This is a genomic window from Pseudonocardia sp. P-1 (genome assembly GCF_058111925.1).
Genome location: NZ_JBYJZH010000002.1, coordinates 96,440 through 114,265 on the forward strand (window position 1 = coordinate 96,440; position 17,826 = coordinate 114,265).

The 17,826-nt window shown below is 71.4% G+C and carries 19 protein-coding genes; 13 read left to right on the forward strand and 6 right to left on the reverse strand.

The genetic code is table 11. From position 1 onward, the window contains the following. Nucleotides 1-136: 136 nt before the first annotated feature. A complete protein-coding gene (locus AC0GKK_RS27130) occupies nt 137-1,576 on the reverse strand; it encodes an MFS transporter (RefSeq protein ID WP_179763241.1) in 1,440 nt (479 codons plus the stop codon). Between the two features lie 134 nt (nt 1,577-1,710). On the opposite strand from AC0GKK_RS27130, the gene AC0GKK_RS27135 reads away from it, so the two are divergent. Next, the gene (locus tag AC0GKK_RS27135; RefSeq protein WP_218913774.1) at nt 1,711-2,235 is read left to right on the forward strand and encodes a TetR/AcrR family transcriptional regulator; all 525 of its coding nucleotides are present in this window, start codon (nt 1,711-1,713) and stop codon (nt 2,233-2,235) included. A gap of 620 nt (nt 2,236-2,855) precedes the next feature. On the opposite strand, the gene AC0GKK_RS27140 is transcribed toward AC0GKK_RS27135, so the two are convergent. The 3 genes from AC0GKK_RS27140 to AC0GKK_RS27150 form a co-directional block, all read right to left on the reverse strand. Next, on the reverse strand, nt 2,856-5,144 hold the full coding sequence (locus tag AC0GKK_RS27140) for a heavy metal translocating P-type ATPase (protein ID WP_489884118.1): 2,289 nt from the start codon (nt 5,142-5,144) through the stop codon (nt 2,856-2,858). A gap of 307 nt (nt 5,145-5,451) precedes the next feature. Continuing rightward, on the reverse strand, nt 5,452-5,664 hold the full coding sequence (locus AC0GKK_RS27145) for a heavy-metal-associated domain-containing protein (RefSeq protein ID WP_179763239.1): 213 nt from the start codon (nt 5,662-5,664) through the stop codon (nt 5,452-5,454). Between the two features lie 103 nt (nt 5,665-5,767). Further along, complete coding sequence (locus AC0GKK_RS27150) at nt 5,768-6,052, reverse strand: metal-sensitive transcriptional regulator (protein ID WP_093357462.1); 285 nt, start codon at nt 6,050-6,052, stop codon at nt 5,768-5,770. 320 nt (nt 6,053-6,372) lie between these two features. On the opposite strand from AC0GKK_RS27150, the gene AC0GKK_RS27155 reads away from it, so the two are divergent. Next, nucleotides 6,373-6,654, forward strand: coding sequence for an NADH-quinone oxidoreductase subunit A (locus AC0GKK_RS27155; RefSeq protein ID WP_489884168.1), 282 nt, complete (start codon nt 6,373-6,375; stop codon nt 6,652-6,654). 365 nt (nt 6,655-7,019) lie between these two features. On the opposite strand, the gene AC0GKK_RS27160 is transcribed toward AC0GKK_RS27155, so the two are convergent. Together AC0GKK_RS27160 and AC0GKK_RS27165 are read right to left on the reverse strand one after the other, a co-directional pair. Beyond that, nucleotides 7,020-7,151, reverse strand: a complete 132-nt coding sequence (locus AC0GKK_RS27160) for a hypothetical protein (RefSeq protein WP_489884119.1) — start codon at nt 7,149-7,151, stop codon at nt 7,020-7,022. A gap of 21 nt (nt 7,152-7,172) precedes the next feature. Beyond that, nucleotides 7,173-7,328, reverse strand: a complete 156-nt coding sequence (locus AC0GKK_RS27165) for a hypothetical protein (protein WP_281010828.1) — start codon at nt 7,326-7,328, stop codon at nt 7,173-7,175. On the opposite strand from AC0GKK_RS27165, the gene AC0GKK_RS27170 reads away from it, so the two are divergent. The 11 genes from AC0GKK_RS27170 to AC0GKK_RS27220 all read left to right on the forward strand — a co-directional run bounded on the left by AC0GKK_RS27170 (nt 7,329) and on the right by AC0GKK_RS27220 (nt 17,664). Further along, nucleotides 7,329-7,967, forward strand: a complete 639-nt coding sequence (locus AC0GKK_RS27170) for a hypothetical protein (RefSeq protein WP_179763168.1) — start codon at nt 7,329-7,331, stop codon at nt 7,965-7,967. Next, complete coding sequence (locus AC0GKK_RS27175; protein ID WP_489884120.1) at nt 7,964-8,890, forward strand: complex I subunit 1 family protein; 927 nt, start codon at nt 7,964-7,966, stop codon at nt 8,888-8,890. Before AC0GKK_RS27170 ends, AC0GKK_RS27175 begins: the two co-directional genes overlap by 4 nt. Continuing rightward, a complete protein-coding gene (locus AC0GKK_RS27180) occupies nt 8,891-9,451 on the forward strand; it encodes an NADH-quinone oxidoreductase subunit J (RefSeq protein ID WP_179763237.1) in 561 nt (186 codons plus the stop codon). Further along, complete coding sequence (locus AC0GKK_RS27185; RefSeq protein WP_253066750.1) at nt 9,448-9,750, forward strand: NADH-quinone oxidoreductase subunit NuoK; 303 nt, start codon at nt 9,448-9,450, stop codon at nt 9,748-9,750. Before AC0GKK_RS27180 ends, AC0GKK_RS27185 begins: the two co-directional genes overlap by 4 nt. Before the next feature lie 3 nt (nt 9,751-9,753). Next, on the forward strand, nt 9,754-11,556 hold the full coding sequence (locus AC0GKK_RS27190) for a proton-conducting transporter transmembrane domain-containing protein (protein WP_489884121.1): 1,803 nt from the start codon (nt 9,754-9,756) through the stop codon (nt 11,554-11,556). Nucleotides 11,557-11,563: 7 nt separating this feature from the next. Continuing rightward, nucleotides 11,564-13,069 (forward strand): complex I subunit 4 family protein, encoded by a 1,506-nt coding sequence (locus tag AC0GKK_RS27195; RefSeq protein ID WP_179763234.1) that lies wholly within the window; start codon nt 11,564-11,566, stop codon nt 13,067-13,069. 7 nt (nt 13,070-13,076) lie between these two features. Continuing rightward, nucleotides 13,077-14,480 (forward strand): NADH-quinone oxidoreductase subunit N, encoded by a 1,404-nt coding sequence (locus AC0GKK_RS27200; protein ID WP_253066747.1) that lies wholly within the window; start codon nt 13,077-13,079, stop codon nt 14,478-14,480. 88 nt (nt 14,481-14,568) lie between these two features. Next, nucleotides 14,569-14,949 carry a hypothetical protein gene (locus AC0GKK_RS27205; RefSeq protein WP_357440414.1) on the forward strand — a complete coding sequence of 127 codons (381 nt, stop codon included), beginning with the start codon at nt 14,569-14,571 and terminating at the stop codon, nt 14,947-14,949. A 69-nt stretch (nt 14,950-15,018) separates the two neighbouring features. Continuing rightward, the gene (locus AC0GKK_RS27210; RefSeq protein WP_281010830.1) at nt 15,019-15,657 is read left to right on the forward strand and encodes a DUF305 domain-containing protein; all 639 of its coding nucleotides are present in this window, start codon (nt 15,019-15,021) and stop codon (nt 15,655-15,657) included. A gap of 351 nt (nt 15,658-16,008) precedes the next feature. Continuing rightward, the gene (locus AC0GKK_RS27215) at nt 16,009-16,536 is read left to right on the forward strand and encodes a hypothetical protein (protein WP_179763231.1); all 528 of its coding nucleotides are present in this window, start codon (nt 16,009-16,011) and stop codon (nt 16,534-16,536) included. Nucleotides 16,537-16,989: 453 nt separating this feature from the next. Then, nucleotides 16,990-17,664, forward strand: a complete 675-nt coding sequence (locus AC0GKK_RS27220; RefSeq protein WP_179763230.1) for a hypothetical protein — start codon at nt 16,990-16,992, stop codon at nt 17,662-17,664. The last annotated feature ends 162 nt before the right edge of the window (nt 17,665-17,826 follow it).

Consider the following 17,826-nt stretch of genomic DNA (forward strand, 5'->3'; position numbering starts at 1 on the left):
TCCCCATCGCCTGCCTACCACTGCCGCAGCACGTGCTGACCGTCCTTGTGACGACGGTTCAGGATAGCCGCCCACAGCGTGGGCTCGATCGCCACGCGCGATGGGCTTCCCGGAGAGAGGGCCGCCGTCCAGTCGGTCACCGCTGTCCTGGCACTGGGTTGGGGCTCCGATCCTTGATCATCACCAACGTGATCAGTAGGCCGGCCGACATGATGCCGGCCGAGACAAGGAATCCGAGTGACCAGCCTTGCGTGATTGCACTGCGGGACGGACCCGCGTCCTCGGGCGTCAGGCTCGCGGTGCGGGCGGTGCTGACGGCGGTGAGGACTGCAAGTCCGATCGCCCCGCCGACCTGCTGCCCTGCGTTGAACAAGGCCGCGGCGACGCCACTGTCCCCCGGCGTGGCAGAGCCGACGGCCGCGGTGGTGAGTGCCACGAAGGCGAGGCCGAGGCCGCATCCGGCGAGGACGAAGGCGGGCAGCAGTGTGCTCAGGTAGGTGCTGTCGGGCGCGATGCGGGACAGGCTCGCGAGCGCGGCGGTGACGAGCAGCGCCGAGGCGACGAGCAGCGATCGCGCGCCGGTGCGGGCGAGCAGCTTGCCCGCGGCGGTCGAGGCGACCGCGATGGCGGCCGTCATCGGTAGGAAGGCCAGCCCCACGGCGACCGGCCCGTAGCCGAGGGTGCCGCCCATGAACAGGCTGAGGAAGTAGAACAGTGCATAGATCGCGGCGCCGAGGATGAGCCCGACGAGGTTTCCGCCGAGCACCGTCGGGTTGCGGATCAGTCGCAGGGGAACCAGCGCGTGCGGGCGCACGGCCTGCACCCGCGCGAACGCGAGCAGAGCCAGGACCGACATGACCAGAACGAGCAGCGCCGGCACCGACGTCCAACCCGACTCGGCAGCCTGTACGAGGCCGTAGACGAGTCCGGCGAGCCCGGCGGTGGCGAGCACGCCGCCCGCGAGGTCGAACCGCTCGGTCTGCTCGGGAGGACTGTCGGGCAGGACGACCCTGGCACCGGCGACGGCGATCGCGGCGATCGGAACGTTGACCCAGAACACCCACTCCCACGACAGCGCCTCGGTCAGGACCCCGCCGAGGATCAGCCCGAGCGCGGTGCCGCTGGCGGACACTCCTCCCCACACGCCCAGTGCCAGGGTCCGGTCGCGGCCGGGCGGGAACACCGCCATCAGCAGGGAGAGGGCGGCGGGCGCCAGCACGGCCGCGGCGAGACCCTGTATCACCCGGCCGCCGAACAGCACGACGGCGGTCTCGGCCAGTCCGGCGAGCAGCGATCCGGTGCCGAACACCGCGGCACCGACGATGAACATGCGGCGGCGGCCGACGCGGTCGGCGAGCCGCCCGCCCAGCAGCAGGAAGCCTCCGAAGGCAAGCACGTACCCGGTGACCACCCAGTGCAGGGCGGTGGGGGCGAGGTCGAGGTCGTCCTGCATGTCGGTGAGCGCGACGTTGACGATCGTCGCGTCCAGCACGATGAGCAGCTGGCTTCCGGCGAGCACCGCGAGCGCGAACCAGCGCCGAGCGCTCCTACCTGATGCCGCAAGGGGCGGGGTCATCAGTCTCCTTCACGAGTTCGACTCAACGACCGTAGAGTGAACTTCCTCCTTCGGTCAACGTCTGTAGAGTGAGAGCCGTGAGTGGAGATGCGGGGCCTGCGACGAGGGCCGAGCGACGACGACGCAGCGAGACGGTGATCCGCGATGCGGCCAGGGCGTTGTTCGCCGAGCACGGCTACGAGCGCACGACCATCCGCGCGGTGGCGGATCGGGCGGGCGTGGATCCCGCGCTGGTCATGCAGAACTTCGGCAGTAAGGAGGCCTTGTTCGCCGCGGCCGCGCGGTGGAGCACGCCGGTCGACGAGCTCGTCGGCGCAACTCGTACCGAGCTGCCGCAGGCTGCGCTGGACCACGTACTCGTTGCCTTCGAGGATCCTGAGCGGCGTGCGGCGGCGGAGGCGCTGCTGCGGAGCTGCCTCACTCACCCTGCGGCGCAGGCGGTACTGCGCGATGAGGTGATGGGCGCCGCGCAGGAACGGGTTGCCTCCACGATCGGCGGACCGGATGCCGCCCTGCGCGCGGCTCTGCTGAATGCGTGCGTGCTGGGACTGACGATCAGCCGCTACCTGGTGGGGGTTCCGGCGGTGGCGGATGCCACGGCTGCCGACCTGGAGCGCGTCCTGCGGCCCGCCCTCGAGCGGCTCGTCGAGCCGACATGAATCGTGCTGACGAAGGGACACAAGTCCATTCGATCGGCGCGGGACGCCGTCGATGAAGGCCGATCGATCGCAGCGGACACCGTGCTGATGCGCTATGCGGCGGGCTCTCGCCCACCGGGGCGTGCAGCGGGTGGTGACGGCGCTGTTCTGCTATCTGGCTGCCGGAATTGTCAGCCACGCGCTGCTGGGCAGTCGGGGCCAGTTGACGCCCTTACATCATCACGGACGTCGATGGCCTCGGCGTGGACGGCCTCGACAGCCGGCGCAGCCTGCTCGCGCTGACCGGCCTGTTGCCGAGGTCGCCTTCGTCCTCGGTCCGCTGATCATCGGCTTTGCCGCGGGGGTGATCGCCGGCCGCCGCGATGGCGGTCGCGGGTACGACCTCGTTGCTGGGCGCTTGGTGGCTGCACGGCGCGCCTGCGTTGCGGAGCGGCCGGGTGGAAACTCCTCGTCACCGGGTACGGCCCTGCCCGCATCAGCTCACCGGACACGTGAATCCGCACGTCTCGCCCGGTCGCGGAACGCATTTTCCAGGCCTGTGAGCGATCGGCGGCGGGCCCTCGACACGAGGAGGTGGTGCAGCCGGGCCGGCCGCACCACCTCTGTCGGGAGTGCTGTGATCAGGTAGCGCGTGCTCGGAAGCGGCGCAGTCGCAGGCTGTTGCCGACGACGAAGACGGAGCTGAACGCCATGGCCGCGCCGGCGATCATCGGGTTGAGCAGGCCGACGGCGGCCAGCGGGATGGCGGCGACGTTGTAGGCGAAGGCCCAGAACAGGTTGGTCTTGATCGTGGTCAGGGTCCGGCGGGAGAGCCGGACCGCGTCGGCGGCGGCGCGGAGGTCGCCGCGGACCAGGGTGATGTCGGAGGCCTCGATGGCGACGTCGGTACCGGTGCCCATGGCCAGACCGAGATCGGCCCGGGCGAGTGCGGCGGCGTCGTTGACGCCGTCGCCGACCATGGCCACGACCTTGCCCTGGCTCTGCAGCCGCTCGATGACCGCCAGCTTGTCGGCCGGCATGACGTCGGCGATCACCGTGTTCGGGCCGGCCGCGATCCCGACCTCGGCGGCCACCGACTCGGCGACGGCCTGGTTGTCGCCGGTCAGTAGCACCGGCGTCAGCCCGAGGCGGCGGAACTCGACGATCGCCTCGGCGGAGGTGTCCTTGATCGTGTCGGCGACGACGAGCACGGCGCGGGGCTGACCGTCCCAGGCGACGGCGACCGCGGTCCGTCCCTGCGCGGCCTCGGTCGCGGCGGCGTGGGCGAGTGCGCCGGACAGCGGGGTCGACCACTGCTCGAGTAGCCGGGGCCGGCCGACGAGCACGGCGTGGCCGTCGACCACGCCCTGCACGCCGAGGCCTTCGTGGTTGGTGAAGTCCTCGACGCCCGGCAGGTCCCCGGTGCGCTCGGTCGCGCCGTCGGCGATCGCCGCGGCGATGGGGTGCTCGGAGGCCTTCTCCAGAGCCCCGGCCAGCCGCAGCGCGGTGGCCTCGTCGACCCCGTCGGCGGTGTGGACTCCGGCCAGTGCCATCTTGCCGGTGGTCACAGTGCCGGTCTTGTCCAGCACGACGGTGTCCACCCGTCGGGTGGACTCCAGCACCTCCGGACCCTTGATCAGGATGCCCATCTGGGCGCCGCGACCGGTGCCCACCAGCAACGCGGTGGGTGTGGCCAGGCCCAGCGCGCACGGGCAGGCGATGATCAGGACGGCGACGGCGGCGGTGAACGCGGCCGTCGCGCCGACACCGGCGCCGAGCCAGAAGCCCAGCGTCACCACGGCGACGGCGATCACGATCGGCACGAACACCCCGGAGATGCGGTCGGCGAGGCGCTGCACGGCGGCCTTGCCGTTCTGGGCGTCCTCGACCAGCTTCGCCATCTGCGCGAGCTGGGTGTCGGAGCCGACCCGGGTGGCCCGCACGACCAGCCGGCCCCCGGCGTTGACGCAGGCGCCGACGACGGTGTCGCCGACGGCGACCTCGACCGGCACGGACTCGCCGGTCAGCATGGACGCGTCGACCGCGGAGCGGCCTTCGACGACCTCGCCGTCGGTGGCGATCTTCTCGCCGGGGCGGACGACGAACCGGTCACCGACCGCGAGCTCGGAGGTGGGGATGCGCTTCTCGATGGTGCGCCCGTCCTCGTCGCGCAGGACCGTGACGTCCTTCGCGCCGAGTTCGAGAAGCGCGCGCAGCGCGGCGCCGGCGCGGCGCTTGGAGCGCATCTCGAAGTAGCGCCCGGCCAGGACGAAGGTGATGACGCCGGCCACGACCTCGAGGTAGATATTCCCGGCGCCGTCGGTCGGGGAGACCGACAAGGTGAAGGGGTGGGTCATGCCAGGGATCCCGGCGGTGCCGAAGAACAGGGCGTAGACCGACCAGGCCATCGCCGCGGTGGTCCCCATGGAGATCAGTGTGTCCATGGTGGCGGCGCCGTGGCGCAGGTTCGTCCAGGCCGCCCGGTGGAACATCGCACCCGCCCAGGCCCAGACCGGGACGGTGAGAACCAGCGACAACCACTGCCAGTTCACGAACTGCAGTGCTGGCGCCATCGCCATGGCGATGACCGGCACCGCGAGCACGGCGGAGACCACCAGCCGGTGCCGCAGGCTGCGCAGCGCCTCGTTCTCCCCGCCACCGGCATCGCCACCGGCATCGGCGGCCGGATCAGTCGGCAGCGTGGCCGTGTAGCCGGCGGAGGCGACGGCCGCGACCAGCCGGTCGGCGTCGACCCCGGTCGGGGCCGAGACCTTGGCCTTCTCGGTGGCGTAGTTGACGGTGGCGGTGACGCCGTCGAGCTTGTTGAGCTTGCGCTCGACCCGGTTCGCGCAGGAGGCACACGTCATGCCACCGATCGCGAACTCGATCTCCTGGACGTCCTGGCCGGGCTGCGGCAGTGTCGCGGTCACTGGTGTCCCCCCTCACTGTGCGCGGGTGAGTTGATGTCCGCGATGGCAGGAGCGCTGTAGCCGCCCGCGTGACCGGCGGCGCCGCTGGGAGCGGGCTGCAGGTGTGCGGTCGGGACATCGACAGCGGATCCGGTCGCAAAGGCTCCTGCGCCGAGCAGGACAGCGACCGCACCGTAGGCAGAAAGTCGCGCGACGGTATTCATGGGATCGTTCCCTCTTGTCGGACCCGATCCGGGTGGACGTCGGTGGCGCCGCTGGGGCAGCGCGTGCCTCGGTGACCCGTACCGGGTAGGTGGTCAGGTCGTGATCAGGAGTCGGATACGACCTGGTAGCCGGCCTCGGTGACTGCGGCGCGCACGGAGTCAGGGGAGACCTCGCCCTCGCCGGTGACGGTGACCGCGCCGGTCGGCAGATCCACGGCCACATCGGTCACGCCGACGATCTCACTGATCTCCTCGGTGACCGAGGCGATGCAGTGGCCGCAGGTCATGCCGGTGACGGTGTAGGTGGCGGTACTCATGGCTCGGATACCTCTCTCGTGACGGCCCGCGGCGCGGGCCGCAGTTGGCTTCGGCGCCCGGGGCGGTGATGCCACACCCTGCGTCGGGGCTGTGAAGGGCCGGTCAGGACCGGACCAGGCGCGCGATGGCGGCGCTGGCTTCCTCGATCTTCTCCTCGGCGACCGCCCCGCCCTCGGCGGCGGCATCGGTAACGCAGTGCTTGAGGTGCTCGTCGAGCAGGCCGAGCGCGACGGCCTCGAGTGCCTTGTTGACCGCGGAGACCTGGGTGAGGATGTCGATGCAGTACTTGTCCGACTCGATCATCTTGCTGATCCCGCGGACCTGCCCCTCGATCCGGCGCATCCGCTTGACGTGCGCTTCCTTGTTGTCGGCGTAACCGTGCTGCATCGCCTACCTCCTCGTGTCACTCACACTGTACCCCTAGGGGGTACCCGCATCAAGGTGGTCGAGTGTCCGGCCCAGCTGTGTCGGGTTACGGTCAGCGTGGCCTCGGGCACGGCGCGGGTGGCCCCCCACCCCCTGGTCCCCGCGCCGCGAGTACCGGCAACGCCAACGGGTAAGACCACGACAGTGTGACTTGCACAGATGCTGTGCCCGGGTAGGGTACGCGCCTGTTGCCGCTGATCAGGGGGTGCGAGGTGGAGTCATTTGTGCCGCTGGCGGTCCTTGCGGGCGCAGTCGTCCTGGTCGTGTCAGTAGTCATTGGAATGTCTCAACTGGTCTCGGTCGGGCCCGTCCTGAAGGGCCGCCTGCCACATCTGGGGGGCCCGCCGCCGGTGGAGCATGCGGTCTCGCGCTTTCACGTCCGCTGGTACGCGGTAACGATGATCTTCCTGGCCTTCGACATGGAGATGATCTTCATGTACCCGTGGGCCGTCGTCGTCGCGACGATGGGGACGGCGGCGGTCGTCGAAATGTTCCTGTTTCTCGCGATCCTGCTCGCCGGCGTCGTCTACGCGTGGCGCGAAGGGGCCCTGCGATGGACCTGACTGCCGTCCTGCTGAGGTTCGCGGCTGGGGTGCCGCACGTCCTGCTCGTTGCGGTGCCCGGTCGCCCCGGGCTGCGCATGGATACCGAACTCCTGCTCAGGCGGCGCGGGTGGCCGGAGGCGACGAGCCCAGCTGAGGCCGATGTGCTGCTCGTCGCCGGGCATCCGGGACCTGAGCTGGGTGAGGTCGTCGAGAGCCTCTGGCGGGGGATCCCCGCGCCACGGGTTCGGCTCGACCTCGGCGACGACGCTACGATCGCGCACCTCGAGCGGCTGCTCGATCGGCTCCCCGCACGGCTGGCGGATGTTCGACTTGCTCGCGAGGAAGCCATAGCTGCCGCTGCCGTCTCCGACGTGGCGGACGAATCACACGCCGACCTCGCACAGCACGGCGAGCACGGCGAGCACGGCGAGCACGGCGAGCACGGCGAGCACGGCGAGCACGGCGAGCACGGCGAGCACGGCGAGCACGGCGAGGATACGCACGCAGCTGGTCACGAAGCCCACCTCAACGAGCACTCAGGCCATGCCGGCGACGGTGAGCCGCCCGACCAGGGCGGGGATACCGCTCATGGCCGGCACGAGCACCACGAACGCGATCACGCCGAGCACGCGGACAGCGGCTCCGGCCACGAGGACGACTCGGGCCACGCCGGCGACCACCAGCATCACCACATGGACATGCCGCTGCCCGGGGGCCTGGCCATGGCCGACGTCGCGGAGGATCGGGACGGTCTGGCACTCGACGTGCTCCATCTGCCGCTCGGTCCGGTGCTCCCGGACTGGCCGGCCGGCCTGGTCATCGACGTCGAGTTGCAGGGCGACGTGATCTCCTCGGCCGAGGCCCGCGTCCTCGACGTCGCCGAGCTGCGACCCTCGGCGCCGGTCGCTGCGGCGGTACGTGACCTCGATGTGGTCGCCCGCGTCCTCGCCGTCGCCGGTTGGCCGGGCCCGGCCGCCCGGGCACGCGACCTCCGTGACCGTGCCCGGGCCGGTGAACCGGCCGACGGCCTCTCTGGGCTGCTGCGCCTGGTCCGGCGGTCCCGCGTACTGCGGCTGATGCTGCGCAGGGTGGAATTCGGTGACGGCGTGGACGTGGCCGAGCTGCTCGAGCGTCGCCTCGCCCGGATCGAGGCGCACGCCGCGGGGCGGACGGTCGGGGAGCCGGAGCGTCCGGTCCTCGCCGAGCTCGGCGGGCGTCTCGCGGGAGCGGAGTTCACCGCCGCCCGGCTGCTGGTCGCGGCACTCGATCCCGACGTCGACGGCGCAGCGACCCCCGCCGGCCTCCGCGACCGGGAGCCGGGCGAACGATGAGTGCCACGACCCTGCTGCTCCCGGCCCTGATGATCGCCGCCGTCTGGTTCCTCGCCGCACTCGACGGCGCCCTGGCGGGCCGGGCCGCCGGGCGACCCGTCGGGCCCGCCGCGGCCGCCGTCGAACCGGTCCGCGCCACGGTGCGGCTGCTGGTCGGCCAGCGGCGCAGCACGCTCGCCGCCGATGGTCTGCTGCGGTGGGCAGGGATCGTGTCGTTGATCGTCGCCGCGGTGCTGGCGGCAGCGGTCGTCCCGCTCGGTGAACGTCCGCTGGTCGACCTGTCGGTCGGCGTCGTGTGGTTCAACGCGATGGAGGTCGTCGCGTGGGCGGCGGTGTGGCTGGTCGGGTGGGGGCCCAACGGGGCGTTGTCGCTGGTCGGCGGGTACCGGTTCGTCGCCCAGGGCCTGTCCTACGAGCTCCCGCACATGTTCGCGATCATCACCGCAGCCCTGGCCGCGGGCAGCCTGCAGATCACCGACATCGTCGACGCCCAGGCCGGCCTGTGGTTCGTCGTCCTGATGCCGGCGGCGTTCGTCGCCTATCTGCTCAGCGCGGCCGCGATGGCGTTCTGGGGGCCGTTCGATGCCCCGGTCGCCCGCGACACCGCAGGGGGCGCGGGCTCGGAGCTCGCGGGTGTGGACCGGCTGCTGTTCGCCGGGGGGCGCCGGCTGCTGCTCGTGGCCGCGGCGGCGATGGCGGTCCCGCTGTTCCTCGGCGGCGGTCACGGGCCGTGGCTACCTGCGTGGGCGTGGGTGCTACTCAAGACCGCCGCGGTGCTGGTCGTGCTGGTCTGGCTGCGCCACCGGCTCCCGACGATCCGGATGGACCGCTGGGCCGAGATCTCCTGGATCGTGCTCGTACCGCTGACGATCGTGCAGGCGCTCGTGGTCGCACTTGTCGTGCTGGCCAGGGGAGGGATGTAGATGGTTCTCGCCGTGTTCTGCGTGCTGAGCCTCCTGGCGATCTCCTCCGGTGTGCTGGTGTTCGTCGTCGACTCGATGGCGCGCGCAACGTTCTGCCTGCTGGTGTCGTTCCTCGCGGTCGCCGCGATGGTGCTGATGACCGGGCTGGCCTACCTCGGTGTCGTCATCATCCTGATGATGATCATCGAGATGGTGATCATGGCCGTGTTCATGGTCATGTTCATGATGAACCCGGCCGGGCTGATGCCGATGTCGATGTTTCACAACACCCGCGGCGCGGCCGTCATCTCGGGCCTGGTGTTCACCGGACTGGCCGCGGGGATCCTCGTCGTGGACTGGCCGCAGCGCCGTGGTGTGCCTGCGCCGGATCCGACCGTCGCGCTGGGCGAGGCCCTGATGGGCGGCCACATGCTGACCATGATGACCCTCGGCGTGACGCTGTTCGCCACCATCGTGGCCACCGTGGTCCTGTCCACCGGGCGTGGCCGCTACGACCGGCTCGGCGACGACCTCGACGCCGAGCGAGCCGATGACCCGGCCGGTGGGGGTGTCGGTCGATGATCCTCGAGGCGTTCCTGCTCGTGGCCGCCGCACTGTTGTGTATCGGGCTGTTCGGCGCACTGACCCAGCAGTCGATCGTGATGCTGATGATGGGCCTGGAGCTGATGATCAACGGGATCATCCTGGCCGCGGCCGCGTTCTGGTACTTCCTCGCCCCGGCCTCCGACGGCCAGGTGATCGTGGTGGCGGTGGTGACCGCGATGGCGATCGAGATGGCGATGGGGTTCGCCGTGGTCACCGCCATCTACCGTGCCCAGCGGATCGACATGACCGACTCGGCCACCGAGCTGGAGGGCTGAGCGGTGCTGCTCGCGGTGCTCATCGGCCTCCCGGCTGTCGCCGGCGCGGTGCTGCTGCTGGCCCACCCGGCCCGCGGCGCGACCGCGGCCGGTGTCGCCACGGCGGCGGCCACCCTGGCGCTCGCCGTGGCCGCCGCGGCGACGCGGCCTGCGTCCGAGGTGTCGTTGCTGGCCGGTATTCGGGCCGGGTTTGCCGTCGACGGGCTCTCGGCGGTACTGGTCGTCCTGGTCGCCGCGGTGCTGCTGGCCGCGCTGGTCGTCGCTGCTGCCGAGCCGGGCCTGCGGACCGGCCGGTTCCACGGCCTGATGCTGGTCTTCGCGGCCGCGATGCTGGTCACCGTCACCGCCACGACATTGCCGGCGCTGCTGATGGCCTGGGAGGTGATGGGCGCGACGAGCTGGGCGCTGATCGGCTACCGGCTCGACGACCGGGTGGCCGCCCGCGCCGGCACGGTCGCGTTCCTGACCACACGGGCCGCCGACCTGGGCCTCTACGTCGCGGCCGGGGCGATGCTCGCCGGCGGCGCGGGCGCGATGGCGCTGACGGATCTGGCCGGTCTCGACGGCGTCTGGGGCGACGTCGCGGTCGCCGGTGTCGTCGTCGCCGCGCTGGGGAAATCCGCGCAGCTGCCGTTCAGTTTCTGGCTGTCCGGGGCGATGCACGGACCCAGCCCGACCTCGGCGCTGCTGCACTCCGCGACGATGGTCGCGGCCGGTGGCTACCTGCTGCTGCGGATCGCCCCATCCCTGGAAGCCGCCGGCTGGGCGGCCCCGCTCGTGGCGTGGATCGGGGTGGCGACCGCGCTGCTGCTCGGCCTGGTCGCCGCGGTCCAGGACGATCTCAAGCAGCTGCTCGCCGCCTCCACCTGCTCACAGATCGGGTTCATCGTGCTCGCGGCCGGGACGTCCGGTGTGTCGGCCGGGGCGCTGCAGACCGTGGCGCACGCCGCGGCGAAGAGCCTGTTGTTCCTGGTCGCCGGCCTGTGGCTGGCCACACTCGGCACCCGCAGCCTGACCGGCGGTCTGCGCGGGGCCGCGCGGCGGCACCCCGTGGTCGGGGCCGCATTCACCGTCGGTGCGCTCACGCTGGCCGGGCTGCCGCCGTTCGGGCTCTGGGTCGGCAAGGACGCCGTGCTGGCCGCCGCCCTGGGCTCCTCGCCCGCGCTGTACCTGGTCGGACTGGTCGCCGGGTGGACCGCGGCGTTCTACAGCGGACGCGCACTGTGGTTCGCCTGGCAACCCGCCGACCGCCCGGCCACCGGTGCTGCTCCGGTCCGGATACCGCTCCCGGCGGTGACCACGACTGTCGTGCTCGCCCTCGCCGCCGCGGGGGCCGGAATCCTGGCACTGGGCCCTGTGCGGCCGGACCCGGCTCCGCAGGTCTGGGAGCTCGTGCTTTCCGGCGTCCTGGCCGGTGCCGGCGTGCTGCTGGTGTGGCGGTTCGCCGAGCGCGTCCCGACGCCAGGCCTGCTGGACCGGTGGCTCGGCCTCGAGGCGTTCGCGCTCCGCTACGTCGTCGGCCCGGTCGTGACCTTGGGAGCAGCTCTGGCCGTGGTCGACGACCGCGTGCTCGCCCGTGTCCCGGCGGGCGCGGCGAGTGCCACCTCGCGGCTGGCCGCGGTCGTGGCCGGGCACGGTGAGCGCGGCGTCGACCGGGCCGTAGCCGGGCTCGCCGACGGCGCCCGCGCGCTGGGCCGAGCCGCCCGTCGTCCGCAGACCGGGCAGATCCACCAGTACTACGCGCAGGCCTCGGTCGGGTTCGCCCTGCTCGCGGCGCTGGCCGTCCTCGTGATCGTCGTGAGGTGACCCCGGAATGCTCTCGCTGATCGTCTTCCTGCCCGCGCTGGTCGCGGTCGCGCTGTGCGCGGTTCCGGCGCGGGCGGGCACGACGGTGTTCGCCAGTGCGTGGCTCGCGGCGGGGCTCGCGCAGCTCGGGCTGATCGCCGTGGTCTGGGCGGGCCTGCCCGCGTCGGGGTACGGCTTCGTCGAGCGCTACGCGTGGATCCCCAGCGCCGGGATCTCCTACCACGTCGGCGTGGACGGGCTGTCGCTGCCGCTGCTGGCGCTGACCGCGGTGCTGTTCACCGCGACCGCGGTCTACACGCTGCGCGGCATCGCCCGCCCGAAGGGCTTCGTGCTCCTGTTCCTGGCGTTGCAGGCGGTCAGCGCGGGCCTGTTCGTCGCGCTCGACCTGATCCTGTTCTTCCTGTTCTTCGACCTGTCGATCGTGTTCATGTACTTCGTGATCGCCGGGTGGGGCACCGGCGCGCCGGCGCGGCGGGCGGCGCTGACGTTCTTCCTCTACACCTTCCTGGGCTCACTCGCGCTGCTGCTCGGGTTCATCCTGCTCGCCCTGGCCGGACCGCAGGTCACCTTCGACATCCCGACCCTGGCAGCGCAGAACCCCCTCGCCGGCGGCGGCGGGTACGCCGGGCTGACCCTGCTGGTGATCGGGATCGGGCTGGCGGTCAAGACCCCGCTGTTCCCGTTCCACACCTGGCTGCCGCCCGCGCACACCGAGGCGCCCGCGGCCGGGTCGGCGATCCTGGCCGCGATCCTGCTCAAGATGGGCACCTACGGCTTCGTCCGGATCGCGATGCCGCTGCTGCCCGCGAGCTGGCGCCAGTTCGCGCTGGTCGCCGTCGTGGCCGGGGTGGTCTCGGTGCTCTGGGGTGCCCTGGTCGCGCTCGCCCAGACCGACCTCAAACGCATGATCGCCTACACCTCGGTCAACCACATGGGCTACGTCCTGCTCGGCCTCGGCGCAGCCGGCCTGATCACCGCCGACGACGAGCAGGCCCGCCAGCTCGCCACCTCGGGCGCGACCTACCAGATGGTCAGCCACGGCCTGATCACCGCGGCGCTGTTCCTGCTCGCCGGGTCGCTGCACGAGCGCGGCCACACCTACGAGATGAGCGCCTACGGTGGGCTCGCGACCCGCACACCGCGCTTCGCCGGGCTGTTCGCCGTCGCCGCGTTCGCCTCACTCGGCCTTCCCGGGTTCTCCGGGTTCATCGCCGAGTTCCAGATCTTCGCCGGAGCGCTGGGCGCCGTCCCGGTCGCGACCGTCGTCGCGGTGACCGGTGTCCTGCTCACCGCCGCGTTGTTCCTGGTCGCCATGGGGCGGATGCTCTCCGGCGATGTCCGCGTCCCGGACGCCCCCGGCACCCCGCGCCCGTTCCCCGACCTCGACGCCCGGGAGCTGCTGGCCATCGGCGCGCTACTGGTCCTGGCGACCGTGCTCGGGCTGCTGCCGCGGGTCCTGCTCGACGTGATCGAACCCGCCGCCCGCACCCTGGGCGACCTGGTGACGCGGTGATTCGGCCGTGACAGTCCACAGTGACCCGTCCGCTCTGATCCCGGAGATCGCGTTGCTGCTCGGCGCGGTCGCCGGGCTGCTGCTCGGTGCCTGGACCCCACGCCGACGCCAGTGGACGATCCGGGTACTGGCCGCACTGGCCTGCACCGTCGGCCTGGCCGCGACCGCCGTCGCCGCGACCCGACCGGTCGACGTGGTGTTCGGGACCTACGTCCTCGACACCGCGACCCACGCCACCCGGGCGATCGTGCTCGTCGCGACGCTGCTGCTGCTCGCCCTGTGCGGCGACACCGTGGCCGGGCACCGCCGCGAGACCGAGTTCGTCGTCCTCGTGCAGCTCGGGGCGCTGGGTTCGATCCTGCTCGGCGGCGCCGCCGATCTGATTTTGCTGTTCGCTGCGTTCCTGCTCGCCAGCGTCCCGCTCTACGCCCTGGCCGGCTGGGCCAAGCAGGGCACCGCACCCGAAGCGGCGCTCAAGTACTACCTCGCCGGCGCGCTCGCCGGGGTCACCACCGTGGCCGGGGTGACCCTGCTGTTCGGCACAGCGGGAGCAACCGGCTACGACGCGGTTGCCGACGGGATCGCCTCCGGACCGGGCGGCGCCGCTGCGGTCGGACTGATCGCCGTGCTGGTCGGGCTGGCGTTCAAGGCTGGAGCGGTTCCCGCCCACTTCTGGGTGCCTGACGTCGCCGACGGCACACCGCCGGCGGTCGCCGCTGTGATCACCACGCTGCCGAAGATCGGCGCCCTGGTCGCCACCTACCGGCTGCTCGACACCGCGGTCCCGGCCGACGTCGTCGACTGGCCTCTGATCATCGCGATCCTGGCTGCGGTGAGCATGACACTCGGCAACCTCGCCGCGTTCGCCCAGACCTCGGTGCTGCGGCTGCTCGGCTACTCGACCATCTCGCAGGTCGGCTACATGCTCATGGCCCTCGCCGTCGCCGGACGCGCCCCGCTGGCGCAGCCGGCGCTGCTGTTCTACCTGGCCGCTTACGCCATCACCAACATCGCCGCGTTCGCCGTCGTCGCCGCCACCGGGCAGCGCACCCTCGCCGGCCACCGGGGACTGTTCCGCCGGGACCCGCCACTCGCGATCGCGCTGGTGGTCGCGCTGCTGGGGTTGGTCGGGACTCCGCCGACCGCGGTGTTCCTCGGCAAGCTCGTCGTGTTCACCGCGACCGTGGACGGGGGGCTGGTCTGGTTGGTCGCGCTCGCCGTGGTCAACACCGTCGCGTCGCTGTTCTACTACCTGCGCTGGATCGCGCCCGCCTTCGGCGAACCGGGCCCCGACCACGAGCGGCCGGTGACCCGGGCTCGTGGCTGGGCGCGTGGGACCGCGCTCGGTGCCGCCGCGCTGTCGCTGCTGCTCGGCCTCGGCGGTGGGGTGGTGTTGAACACCGTTGTGTGAGCCCCCGAAGTCGACATGCTTCACCGTCGGTACCGTGGCCGGGGTGAGTAATCAACGGGTTGAGCTGCGGTTGCTGCTCATCGTGCCCGTGTTGCTCGCGCTGCTGGGCATGCACGCGTTCGTGGCCGCCCCGCCGGGCGAGACCGGGCACGCCGCGACCACGGCCGCCGTCCCGTCGGATGGTGCTGCCGGGATCCCTGCGATCTCCGACCTGACGTTACCCGGCCACGACCCGGCTGACGTGCCCGGCGACCATGGCGCCCGGTCGGATCCGGAGCACGCCTTGCACTTGTGCCTGGCCATCCTGACCTCCCTCGGTGTGCTCCTTCTCGCTGCCGGGCTCCGCCTCGGTGGCCCCATGCTCGGTTCGCTGGTCGCACCCGTCCGGAGCTCACTTCGACGGTGGTCTGTTGCCAGACCGCCACCTATGTCTCGTCGTCTTGCCCAGCTGTGCGTGATGCGGAGCTGATCGGCCCCCAGCGCGGAAGAGCGCTGGATTCCACCAGCTCACGACCGGTCACATGCAAGGGAGTCCACCATGAAGATCAAGAAGATGGCGCTCGCCACGACGGCGGTCACCGCGGCCCTCGCCCTGTCCGCGTGCGGCGGTGGGGAGGCCACCGGCTCGGCCGGCCAGGCACCGCCCGCGCCGACCTCGTCCGCGGCGGGCCAGCAGGTTTCCGCCGATCACAACGAGGCCGACATCGCTTTCGCCCAGGGCATGATCCCGCACCACCGGCAGGCGGTCGACATGGCCAATCTGGCGGCCGACCGTGCCGAGAGCGACCAGGTCAAGCAGCTCGCCACCGCGATCCAGCAGGCGCAGGGTCCCGAGATCCAGCAGCTGCAGGGCTTCCTCGCCGCATGGGGCGCGCCCGAGTCCGGCGGCATGCCGAACATGAGCCAGGAACACAACATGCCCGGGATGGAGCAGAACGGCATGTCCGGGATGTCGGGCATGATGAGTGATCAGCAGATGCAGCAGCTCGAGCAGGCATCCGGTGTCGAGTTCGACCGGATGTGGCTGCAGATGATGATCGCTCACCACGAGGGTGCCGTGCAGATGGCGCAGACGGAGCTGCGCGACGGGCGCAACCCGGAGGCGAAGGCGCTCGCCCAGACGATCATCGATGCCCAGCAGACCGAGATCACTCAGATGCAGGAGATGCTCGGCTAACAGCGCGACTCGGCGGCGGTGCGTCCGTCATCGGCGACGGCCGCCCACCGCCCGACCCATGCGCACGTGCGACGGCGTGATGGGGCCGGTGTGGCTCGGTGCGTCGCCGTACGTTCTGTGGTGCCCACTGGGGCCGCTCAGCGGCGCGGGCCCTCGTCCCGCGCCGTAGCCGGGAACGGCACGGCCGGAACACCACCTCAGGTTGTTCGCGTCGACTTCCCGGCACGGTCTCTCAGCGTTGTCACAGGGCCCAGAGGGAGAGTGGTGGGCATGGCAGCGGTCGCGCAGTCCCGAACGAGGACCGCGTGCGTCGGCGGCGTACCGCAGTCGCGAGGCGCCATGACCTGTGGTGTGATCGCCACGGTCGGGGCGGCACTGGTGGTTGATGTGCTCGCCGGCGAACACCCGATCCACACCCTTGCCCTCGTGGTACTGGTCGGGGCCGTCACCGGGCTGCGCCGGTGGATCGCGCCGCGATTCCGCGGTCTGTTGAGCCTTCTCAACGCGACCATCGTCGCCCAGCCCGCCCTGCATCTCGCGGGCAAGTGGCTGGGGCGCTCGGCTGAAGGATCTGGGCTTGAGTGGCCGGCACCGGCTGGTGTCTGGCACGGCCTCGTTCCGGATGGGGTGACCGGAACCCAGCTCGCCGCCACTGTGCTGATCGTCGCGATGGTCCTGATCTGCGGCGCTGCCGCGGACCTGGTGGTCGGCTACTTGCGAGCGCGATTTCCCCGCCTGGCCCAGCGCAGCCGATCGGTGCGACGCCCCGGCGTGCGCCTGCCCCGGGTGCGCCGACACGGATCGATGCTGCGTTGGTGCGGTTGGAGGTTGCAGTCAGCTCGTCGGGGGCCCCCGGGCGCTGGGGCTCCCGGCTGCTGAGTGCTCTCGCGACGCTCGGTCGCCGCCCGGGGCTCAGTGGCCGGACGGGCTCTGCACCGACTGCGCCTTCGACACCCTCTGAGCAGCGACCACGCGGGAACCGGGTAACGCCGCTCAGAACCGCGGCTACCGGCCGGCATCATCCTTCGCCAGAGTCGAACGGGTCGCGACCCGCACCCCGCAGCCGAGGCTGAGGCACACCTCGACGCCATCGCTGACTGCCTCGCCCCAGCCCATCGCACACGTCGCTGTCGTCCGACCGACTCGCAAATGGCTAGGCCGGACAGCCACGACCCCACCTGAGATCACGGGCCACGTCGCAACGGTCGCCGGTATCGGCAGCCACGAGGCCGTCGCGGATCACCGCCTGCCTCTCAACCTTCGCCCGCTGCTGCCCCATCCTCCTCGGATCCGGCGGCCGCTCGCGGGTATCGACAACATGGAGCAGCATTCATGCACGACGACTCTGACCGCTTCCGCTGGATACGAGACACCGTGCTCTCGGTCCTGCGGAGCGATTCACTGCTGAACGGACAAGGTCGCCGGCAGGTTCTCAGCCGGGCAGGTCGCACATCGACGCCCCAGACGACGTCACTGCTGGTGACCTGGACCGGTGCTCCCGGCTTCAGTCCCGACATGCTTCTCGACCGGTTCCTCCTCAGCCTCCACGACACCGGCATGCCAACCGGCTCCCTCGGGTCCCGACATGTCCTCGACCACGCCACCGCCGTCCTCCGCGGCGCGGCGCTCACCGCGGACAACGGCATCACCTTCTCCGTGGTTCGCACGGGCCGCTGGCTGGAGCAGTCCGCCGTCGTCGAGCACGGCCTCGAGCTCGTCGCGTTCGACGCTCGAGTGCCGCGCGCGGAACTCGACGGCCGGCTGCCAGCCGAGAGAGGCGTCCCTGCCACGCCAGGCTCGACTGCCAGTACTGGAACCGAGCCGGCCCATCTCCGCTCGGCTGACCAGTCCGCACCGGTCAGGGACGAGGTCACGCCACGCGAGCCCGTTGCGCCGTCGGTGTCGAGCAGCACAACTGGACGAGCTGGGTCTGAGCATCGCGCGGCGCGGCTGCTGCGGCGGCGTATCGGCTCTACCAACGCACACGATCCGCGAGGTACATCGTGACCGGAACACAGCGACTCCCGGCCCTGTGCGGAGACGCGCTCGGCCGATGGCGACGGGCTACGGCACGCACCCAGCAGCAACGATCGCGACTCCAGGTTCGCAGGCGCGCAGACGGCCGCATCGTGCGGCCCGTCCGATTCCGCGGCGACACGTACTACCAGG